Below are 9,624 nucleotides of genomic sequence, written 5' to 3'. Positions count from 1 at the left end.
AGGTTACGGATGGTAACGTGGGGAGTACTCATGCTGATTGGTCTGCAAAAAGCAGTAATAAATTCAGAACTTCAGAATACCGTCAAGTCCCGAAAAAAGAAAAATCAGGTGCGGAATGACGGATTTACTGTTACTGGCCCGGTTTATTTTCTTGAGATGACTCTGTTTTGACTTGCGTCCGTGAGAACTGATTAGCGCGAAGAGGGGAAAAATGATTAACCACATTTTTTACCTTGTTAATGAACATCGTATTCCGCGAAATGTTAACGTTTCTTTCGTGTAAAAAACGAACAGGTTACCTTTCGGTAACCTGTCGTTGGAGGCGTGGTCTGGCAGGAAAATTATTGTGCGGCAACCTTGGATTGGCGATAGGCACTTAGCCAGTCAGCGACGCGCTGTTTCTGCTCATCATTCAGCCACATGCCCAGCTTGGTACGACGCCAGATGGCATCCTCCACGCTGACAACCCACTCTTTGTCGGCCAGATAGCGCAATTCAGCTTCGTAGAGATCGTGTCCGAAGTTTTCGCCGAGGTCATGAATGCCTGTAGCGTTCATCAGGATCAGCTCGCTGTGGGAACCGTAGGTGCGGGCATAGCGACGCGCCAGCGATTCCGGCAGATTGAAACGACGGCGCAGCGCAGCCGCGTATTCGTAGCGCGTACCGGCCAAATCGCCGCCGGGCAGTACCGCGTTTTGCGTCCAGGCCTGACCACTGTTGTGAGGATAGTATTTTGCCAGCTTCTCCATCGCATGTTCTGCCAGCTTGCGGTAGGTGGTCAGCTTGCCGCCAAATATCGACAGCAAAGGCGCTTTACCGTGTTCATCCGCCACTGACAGCGTGTAATCACGGGTAATGGCCTGCGGAGAATCCGATTCGTCATCGCACAGCGGACGCACGCCGGAATAGGTCCATACGATATCGTCTCTCATCAGCGTCTTTTTAAAGTGATCGTTGTAGACATCCAGCAAGTAGGCCACTTCTTTGTCGTCGATCTTCACCTCATGCGGATCGCCGTGGTATTCCACGTCGGTGGTGCCGATGATCGAGAACTCATCCTGCCACGGAATCACAAACACGATGCGGTTATCTTTGTTTTGCAGAATGTAGGCCTGCGGTTCATCGTGTACGCGAGGCACAACAATGTGGCTGCCTTTGATCAGGCGAATGCCATAAGGGGATTTCAGCTCCAGCCCGTGATCGAAGAACTCTTTCACCCAAGGACCCGTGGCGTTGACCAGTCCTTTCGCCTGCCAGGTATGGGTTTCCCCGGTCACGCTGTCGACGGCATCGATGATCCACAGATCGCCTTCGCGACGCGCCCGCGCCACTTTGGTGCGGGTGCGCACTTCGCCACCGCGTTTCACCACTTCCTGCGCATTCAATACCACCAGACGCGCATCGTCTACCCAGCAGTCGGAATATTCGAAACCGCGCGTTAATTCGGGTTTCAGCACCGAGTCTTTGCCGAATTTCAGGCCGTGGCTGGCGGGCAGGCTGACGCGTTTGCCCAGATTGTCATACATAAACAGCCCGATACGGATCATCCAGGCCGGGCGCAGGTGCGGCTGATGGGGCAAACGGAAGCGCATTGGGAAGATGATGTGCGGTGCCATCTTCAGCAATTTTTCACGCTCGGAGAGCGCTTCGCTCACCAAACGAAACTCGTAATGTTCCAGGTAGCGCAGGCCGCCGTGGATCAATTTTGAACTGGCAGAGGAGGTAGCGCTGGCAAGATCCTGTGCTTCCAACAGCAGCACCGACAAGCCACGGCCCGCGGCATCGGCTGCAATACCTGCGCCGTTGATGCCCCCACCGATTACGATAAGGTCTTTGGTTTCCACGCGTTCTCCTCCGTGTCCAAAAAAAGGTCAAAATGTTCATTTTCGAACATTATCATAATCGAAAACAAACACCACAGCCAAGGATTAACCAAATAAAAACATTTAGGCGTGATGCAGATAACATATTGTTGAAGGTTGTCACATAAAGTATAGGGGATTGGTGCGAGGAAGGGCGCGAAATTGGCAGAGAATACGGTCATTTCTCGCGTTGGCGAGGAATGACCGTCAAGGCGTTATTTTTGCCCGTAGTAGGCGTTCGGACCGTGTTTACGATTAAAATGCTTGTGCTGCAACGCGCTGTCGAGCGGGCGTAAATGGGGGTTCAGCGTGCAGGCGAGCCAGGCCATGCGCGCCGCCTCTTCCAGCACCACCGCATTGTGCACCGCTTCTTCTGCATCTTTGCCCCAGCAGAACGGCCCATGCTGGTAGGCAATCATGCCGGGTGTGTGCAGCGGATTGCGATCTCCCAGCGTCTGGGCAATGGCCACGCCGGTATTTTTTTCTTACTCATGCTCCACTTCTTGCGCCGTCAGTGGACGGATGCAGGGAATGTCGCCAAAAAAATAGTCGGCGTGCGTGGTGCCGAGCGCAGGAATGTCCAACCCCGCCTGTGCCCAGGCGGTGGCGTGGGTAGAGTGGGTGTGCACAATCCCCCCATTTGCGGATAGCGGCGATACAACTCCAGATGCGTGGGAGTATCCGAGGAAGGGCGATAACACCCTTCAACCGGATTGCCCTGTAAATCGACCACCACCATATCGTCGGCATAGGCAATGCCGCTCGGTTTGATGACCACCAGACCGCGTTCGCGGTCGATCGCACTCACATTCCCCCAGGTGTACGTCACCAGACCGTGCTGAGGCAGGGCCATATTGGCTTCAAATACCCGTTGCTTCAGTTGCGCTATCATGCGGCTTCCTCCACGTGCAAACCGGCGCGTTCCATGCGCTGTTTCACCCAGTCGCGCGCTGCGAGCACCTTCTTGATGGGGTCGGGGGCATTCTCGCTCCACATCTCAATCAGATAAGGACCACGGTAGCCGCTCTCTTTCAGAGTGGTAAAACAGCGTTCGAAATCCACGACGCCAGTGCCGAAGGGCACGTTTTTGAAGACGCCGGGGCGGGTATCTTTTACGTGCACCGCGACAATGTGGCCTTGGCCTGCGCGCAGCTCCATCTGCACATCATTATCCCAGGCCGAGAGGTTACCGATATCGGGATAGAGCTGGAACCACGGGTTGTTCAGGTAGTTGGCATAGCCCAGCGCTTTGCTGATGGAGTTCATCAGGGGGTAATCCATGATCTCCATCGCCAGTGTGACCTGTGCGCGGCTCGCCATTTCTACCGCTTGTTGCAGGCCGTCGCGAAAACGCTCACGTGTTACCTCATTGGCCTCCTGATAATAGACATCGTAACCGGCCAACTGAATCACGCGAATCCCTACATCCTGCGCCAGCGCGATCGCTTTATGCATGATGGTGAGCCCTTGGTCGCGAATGGCGTCATCCTGTGAGCCCAGTGGGAAGCGGCGGTGCACGCTCAGGCACATGGAAGGCACCCGAATACCGGTGGCCGCGATGGCATTGACCAACGCCAGACGCTGTTCCCGATCCCAATCCAGCCGGGCCAGGCGCTCATCGGTTTCATCCACCGACATTTCGACGAAATCAAAGCCCAGTTCGCGCGCCAGTTGTAAGCGTGCCAGCCAATCTTCGCCGGGGGCAACGCTTTTTCGTAGATGCCCAGCGGCACCGCTTTTGTCAGCATGTTACTTCCCTTAGCCCCACAGTTGGGCAATACGGCGTTTAAACTCACGGGCGGCATCGACCGGGCTGGCAGCATCGCGGATACTGCGTCCGGCAATAAGGACGTGAATCGGGATGCCCTGAAACAGCGGCAGATCGTCCAGCGCCAGACCGCCAGTAACAGTGACTTTAAAGCCCATTTCAGACAGACGCTTGATAGCGCTGATGTCGGTTTCGCTCCAGGCGACGCTAGCGGCCTGTGCATCCTGGCTGCGGTGATACACCACTTGCTGAATCCCTGCCGCGCGCCAGGCTTCCGCCTGTTCCCATGTCCAGAAGCCGGTCAGTTCGATCTGCACATCGCCGTCGAATTCGCGCGCTACCGCCAGGGCGCCCGCTGCGGTGTTGATGTCCGCGCAGCAGATCACCGTGACCCAGTCGGCATTGGCTTCAAAACACATACGTGACAGGATTTTCCCCGCGTCGGCAATCTTGGCATCGGCCAGCACAATCTTGTGCGGATAGAGTGCTTTCAGATCGCGCACGGCGCGCACCCCTTCACCCACGCATAAAATGGTGCCAACTTCGATAATGTCCACCTCTTCGGCGATCAGACGGGTGGTGTTGTAGGCATCGGACAGCGTCTGGTTATCCAGCGCAATTTGTAACATCGGTAACTGTGGCATCGGGGGCTCCTTATTCCGTCGCGGCCAGCGTGGCGCGATCAATCAGATCCAAAACATCCTGCTCGGTGCGGCAGGCGCGCAGGCGATCAAAATTCGCCTCATCCTCAAACAGATTAACGATCTGCATAATGCCCACCTCTTGGTGCGCAGTAGCATCCTCGGCGGCCAGCGTGATCAGCAGATCCACCGGATCGTTATCTTCATGGTTGAATGGCAGCGGGGTTTTTAGCGTCACCAGCGCGAAACCGGTTTTTTTCACCCCTTCCTCCGAGCGGCCATGGGGCATGGCAAGACCGGGAGCTATTACAAAATAGGGGCCAAAACGCTCTACGCCATCGAGAATCGCCTGGTAGTAACGCGGCTCGACCACGTCAGCCGCTACCAGCAGATCGACACCGATTTTGACCGCTTCCTGCCAGGTGGCGGCCTCCGCTTGCAGGCGGATTGACCGGTTTTCCAGCAGAGAATCGCGCAGCTTCATGGAAACTCCTTACGCTTTGACATCCTGAGGGAAGTGGGCGTTGATCACCTCCATCAGCTTGGGACCAAAATCGGCGGCAGAGAGCATATTGCGCACGCCGACGACATACTTGTTGCCGCTCACGGTAATCTCATCCGCCACGTGGGTTGAGGCGATAATGATGTCCGCGCCGCTCAGCTCTGCTTTATATTCCCCGACGGCACAGCTGTTGACGGTGTGTGCCACCCCCTGTTGGGTCAGGAACTGATCCACCTTCATCTTCATGATCATGGAACTGCCTTGCCCACAGCCGCATACGGCCAGAATCCGAACTGTCATGGTGCTTTCTCCAGAGTCATTGCGCGGTGGTTTGCGCGAGTTGTTTTTCCGCATCTTCTTCAGCGCGCAGTGAGCGGCTGGCAAAGTACATGTAGGCCACCGCGATGAGGATCACCACGCCCATAAACCACAGACCCAGCGTCATGCCCTGCATCAGCGGCGGTGCCAGAATTGACCAGTCCGCCATACCCATCCAGGCCGACAGTCTGGTGAGTTTTACCGCCCATACGCAGCCAAAAATCTCAATCATCCCCATCACCAGACAGATCTTGAGCGCCGCGCGCCAGCCGCCAAAGTGGTTGGCAAACACGCCGATGGTGGCGTTGGAGAAGAACATCGAGATAAAGCCGGGGATGATCATGATTGGCGAACCAATCCCAATCAGAATGCCAACGGCGATCAACTGACCGATGGTGCCTCACATAAAGCACCATACCACGGCATTGGGGGCGAAGCTGTAGATGGCGGCGCAGTCGATCGCCAACACCGCACCGGGGATCAGACGCTGAGAGATGCCGTTAAAGGCTTCGGACAGCTCGGCAACAAACATGCGCACGCCCTGCACGATGATGAAAATGGCGACGGCGAATTGGAAACCGGTTTGCAGGATATAGGCGGTCCAGTGGGTTTTGCTTGCCATCTTCTGCACCGTATCGATACCGAATGACAGCAGGATTGCCCCAAAGAACACGGTCATCACGATGGCGGTAGAGACGATGTTGTCATGGAAGATATTCAGCCAGCCGGGCAGTTTCAGATCTTCGACACTCTCTTCTTTTTTACCCAGATAGGGGGCGAGCTTGTAGGCAAGCCAGGAAGCGAACTGTTGCTGGTGGCCGATGGAGAAACCACAGCCGTCGGTCACTTCCTGCGTCGGCTTGTACATCATGTTGGAGGTGATCCCCCAATAGAGCGACACCAGCACGGCGCTGCACAGGATGGTGGTCCACATCGGGTAGCCGAGAATATAGAAGAACACCACCAGCAAACCCGCCTGCTGAAACATGATATGGCCGGTGAGCATAATGGTGCGAATGCCGGTGATGCGGCGCAGCAGGACATACACAATGTTCAGCGCCAGCGCCAGCAGCACCGCATAGCCGACCCAACTGTAGGCGTCGCCCATGCGTTCGATGGTGGCCATCATCGAGGCGTAGGTGTCAGAGATGGCACCGTTGATGTGGTACACCTCGGACATCTTGGCGACCACGGGTTTGAAGGTGCCAGTCAGGATGCCGGAGCCTGCCTGTAACAGCATAAAGCCGATGATCGTCTTGATGGTGCCTTTGATGATCACCGTGGCGCTTTTGCGCAACAGCAAGTAGCCGGGAAAGGTCACAATGCCCAGCAGCAAGGGGGCATTGGTCATGACCTGATTAAAGAAAATGGTGAAGATGTTATAGAGAGTTTCCATGGAACACTCCAATCGATTTTTATTGTTACCGTTTTACTGCTATTGCCTGCCATTGCGACCGGCTGACGAGCAGCGGCGTGGTGGCTGACATAACCGGGCGTAGGGAATTCAGTAATCATGAGTAATCGTATTGAGATTTTTTGATTGTTTGTGATTAAACTCGCAATTCTCACGGCACTTAAGATCATTCAATAATCACATTTTTTTTGTATATTATTCACTTTGTTGTGCTTTTATTCTTTCTTGTTATTTGATCTGGATGTGAATTTTAATTATTTTTTATCACTTTAAGTGATTGTTAGTGCGTTTTAACGGTGATATATTGGCATTAATTTGTCGTGTTTAATCTTTTTATGATTACTTGTGATTTATTTAATTGCCGATTAATGATGAGATCACGCCATGAGCAAGATAGAAACCATTACCCGCGAATCCTGGATCCTGAGCACCTTCCCGGAATGGGGAACCTGGTTGAATGAAGAGATCGAACAAGAGGAGGTTGCCGCTGGCACCTTCGCCATGTGGTGGCTGGGTTGTACCGGGATTTGGTTGAAATCAGGGGGTGGGGCCAATATTTGTGTCGATTTCTGGTGCGGCACAGGCAAGCAGAGTCACGGTAACCCCTTGATGAAAAAAGGGCACCAGATGCAGCGCATGGCGGGGGTGAAAAAATTGCAACCTAACTTGCGCACCACGCCGTTTGTGATGGACCCGTTGGCCATCCGCCAGGTGGATGCTATTTTGGCGACGCACGACCATAACGACCACATTGACGTCAACGTGGCCGCCGCGGTGCTGAAAAATTGCAGCCCGGAGGTTCCCTTTATTGGTCCACAGAGCTGCGTGGATCTCTGGGTGGGGGTGGGGCGTGCCGCGTGAGCGTTGCATCGTAGTGAAACCGGGTTCGGTGATTCGCATTAAAGATATTGAAATCCATGCGTTAGACGCGATCGATCGCACCGCGTTGATCACCTTGCCAGTGGAACAAAAAGCGGCGGGTGTGTTACCGGATGGCATGGATCTGCGCGCAGTGAACTACCTGTTCAAAACCCCGGGTGGCAATCTCTATCACAGCGGTGATTCCCACTACTCCAACTACTACGCGAAACATGGCAATGAGTATGACATTGACGTGGCGTTGGGCTCATACGGGGAAAATCCGCGCGGTATTACCGACAAGATGACCAGCGCGGATATGCTGCGCATGGCCGAGGCGTTGAATGCCAAGGTGGTTATTCCTTTCCACCATGATATCTGGTCGAATTTTCAGGCCGATCCGCAGGAAATTCGCGTGCTGTGGGAGATGAAAAAAGACCGCCTGCAATACGGTTTCAAACCCTTTATCTGGCAAGTTGGTGGCAAATTTACCTGGCCGTTGGACAAAGATAATCTGGAATACCACTACCCGCGCGGCTTTGACGACTGCTTCACCATGGAACCCGATCTGCCGTTCAAATCTTTCCTGTAATTTGTGAGGTAGTGCGCGACGTGGCAAACACGTCGCGCTATGCCCTAAATACTTCAAGTCTAATTATTTGGGGCATATGATGATTGCTGCGCATTTATGATAAATTATGATGTAAACTTTTCACGTCGACGCCATGACGCGCCGCTTCTTGTTACCGGACGACCTATGACTGAATCTCAGCGCCATCATGCCATCATTGATTTTTTGCAACGCCAGGGGCAACTCACCGTCTCCGATCTGATCGTGAATTTTGACGTTTCTCCCGCCACAGCGCGACGCGATATCAACAAACTCAATGAATTGGGCAAAGTGCGCAAAGTGCGCAACGGCGCTGAGGCCGTTAACCTGCCGCGCCCGGCCTGGACACCGCTCAATATCTATCAGGAGCAGAATCTGGATGAGAAGATGCGCATCGCGCAGGCGGCCGCCGCGCTGTGCCATCCCGGTGAAAGCGTGGTGATTAACTGTGGTTCAACGGCGTTTTTGCTGGGGCGTGAGATTGTCGGGCGTGATATTCAGGTGATTACCAACTATCTGCCATTGGCGAATTTCCTGATTGAGCAAGAGCACGAAAGTGTGGTGATCATGGGCGGGCAGTACAACAAGAGCCAATCGATCACCCTGGCACCTCAGGAAGGGGGTGCAAGTTTGTATGCCGGTCACTGGATGTTCACCAGCGGCAAAGGGCTGACGCCGGAAGGGCTGTACAAAACCGATATGCTGACGGCGATGGCGGAGCAAAAGATGCTGAGCTACGTTGGTAAACTGGCGGTGGTAGTGGACAGCAGCAAAGTGGGCCAACGTGCGGGCATGCTGTTCAGCCGTGCCGATCAGATTGACGTGGTGATCACTGGGAAACAGGCTGACGCCACTATCGTAGAGCAACTGCGAGCGCAGGGTGTTGAGGTGATACAGGTGTAACACCACGTACTAAAGAAGACGATTTTTGTCTTTTGATTGCACTCGCGTAAAAAATCACGCTGAGGTGGGCGTGGCCGCCGGGTGAGCGGCGTGATGCTCCGCGAAAAGCCTGGAGTCACGAGGCGGCGGCGATTGAGCGCCTCGTGTCGAGCGCGTGCTGCAACGGTTGCAGATAACTACTTTGGTTCACGCGCACGAAATACTCACGATACTTACAGAGATGCGGCACCAAGGTTTGCCCCAAATAGCTTATTTTGCAAGCGCAGTCGTGATGCGCTCGAAGTCCTCAAATTGGCAGAAGCCTTTATCATTGGTTGGACACTCGCTAAGCGTTAGTGTCACACGCTGCGGAGGATTGGCGCGGTTCAGCGGTGCCAGCGTAGCGAGCTGTTCAGTCGATTGATACACGTATTCCACTTTCAACAGCGCCTTGTTACTGGCGTTATCGCTCCAGCGTTGGAACACGACCTTGCCGCCGATCGGCGTGGTTTCCAATTGGTGCGGCAGATGGTACGGTTTCACGCCCAGTGCGGAGAACAGCGATGCAACGTTTGAATCGTGACCGACCAGGAAGGTGAATTTGGGCTGCTGCTCGCCAAATGAACCGGCCAGCGCTTTGACCGAGCCTGTACATAAATTTGTGTAATTGCCTGATTTTGATATGTTCAATCCAACATCAAAAGCAGGTTACTTTATGGACGAAAAACAGTTGCAGGCTCTGGCTAATGCACTGGCCAAAAATCTCAAA

General features: G+C 54.2%; 6 protein-coding genes and 4 pseudogenes. 2 read left to right on the top strand and 8 right to left on the bottom strand.

Annotated features, from left to right (window positions below):
- Positions 1-341: 341 nt before the first annotated feature.
- The 7 genes and pseudogenes from glpD to ulaA all read right to left on the bottom strand — a co-directional run bounded on the left by glpD (position 342) and on the right by ulaA (position 6,487).
- Entirely contained in the window at positions 342-1,844 is a 1,503-nt protein-coding gene (glpD, locus tag ACTBDZ_RS12155) for a glycerol-3-phosphate dehydrogenase (protein WP_438815502.1), read from the bottom strand.
- A 233-nt stretch (positions 1,845-2,077) separates the two neighbouring features.
- Positions 2,078-2,751 (bottom strand): annotated as a pseudogene (locus tag ACTBDZ_RS12150) (L-ribulose-5-phosphate 4-epimerase).
- Positions 2,751-3,610: pseudogene (locus tag ACTBDZ_RS12145) on the bottom strand (L-ribulose-5-phosphate 3-epimerase). The pseudogenes ACTBDZ_RS12150 and ACTBDZ_RS12145 overlap by 1 nt, the downstream one beginning before the upstream one ends.
- 10 nt (positions 3,611-3,620) lie before the next feature.
- Positions 3,621-4,274 (bottom strand): 3-keto-L-gulonate-6-phosphate decarboxylase UlaD, encoded by a 654-nt coding sequence (locus ACTBDZ_RS12140; RefSeq protein WP_438815501.1) that lies wholly within the window; start codon positions 4,272-4,274, stop codon positions 3,621-3,623.
- A gap of 10 nt (positions 4,275-4,284) precedes the next feature.
- Positions 4,285-4,755: a PTS ascorbate transporter subunit IIA gene (ulaC, locus tag ACTBDZ_RS12135; RefSeq protein ID WP_438815499.1), complete on the bottom strand. Its 471-nt coding sequence runs from the start codon at positions 4,753-4,755 to the stop codon at positions 4,285-4,287.
- 9 nt (positions 4,756-4,764) lie between these two features.
- Entirely contained in the window at positions 4,765-5,073 is a 309-nt protein-coding gene (gene ulaB / locus ACTBDZ_RS12130; protein WP_438815498.1) for a PTS ascorbate transporter subunit IIB, read from the bottom strand.
- Positions 5,074-5,089: 16 nt separating this feature from the next.
- A pseudogene (gene ulaA, locus ACTBDZ_RS12125) lies at positions 5,090-6,487 on the bottom strand (PTS ascorbate transporter subunit IIC).
- Between the two features lie 402 nt (positions 6,488-6,889).
- Between ulaA and ulaG the strand changes: the two are divergent.
- Positions 6,890-7,955: pseudogene (ulaG, locus tag ACTBDZ_RS12120) on the top strand (L-ascorbate 6-phosphate lactonase).
- 165 nt (positions 7,956-8,120) lie between these two features.
- Positions 8,121-8,876, top strand: a complete 756-nt coding sequence (ulaR, locus tag ACTBDZ_RS12115; RefSeq protein WP_438815497.1) for an HTH-type transcriptional regulator UlaR — start codon at positions 8,121-8,123, stop codon at positions 8,874-8,876.
- Positions 8,877-9,125: 249 nt separating this feature from the next.
- Here the strand turns inward: ulaR and ACTBDZ_RS12110 are convergent, their stop codons facing one another.
- Entirely contained in the window at positions 9,126-9,545 is a 420-nt protein-coding gene (locus ACTBDZ_RS12110; RefSeq protein ID WP_438815496.1) for a histidine-type phosphatase, read from the bottom strand.
- Positions 9,546-9,624 lie beyond the last annotated feature (79 nt).

The sequence above is a fragment of the Symbiopectobacterium sp. genome (assembly GCF_051710365.1).
In the GTDB taxonomy this organism is placed as follows: domain Bacteria; phylum Pseudomonadota; class Gammaproteobacteria; order Enterobacterales; family Enterobacteriaceae; genus Symbiopectobacterium.
The sequence above is the reverse complement of the archived record's forward strand: the minus strand, read 5'-3'. Positions and strand labels throughout refer to the sequence as shown.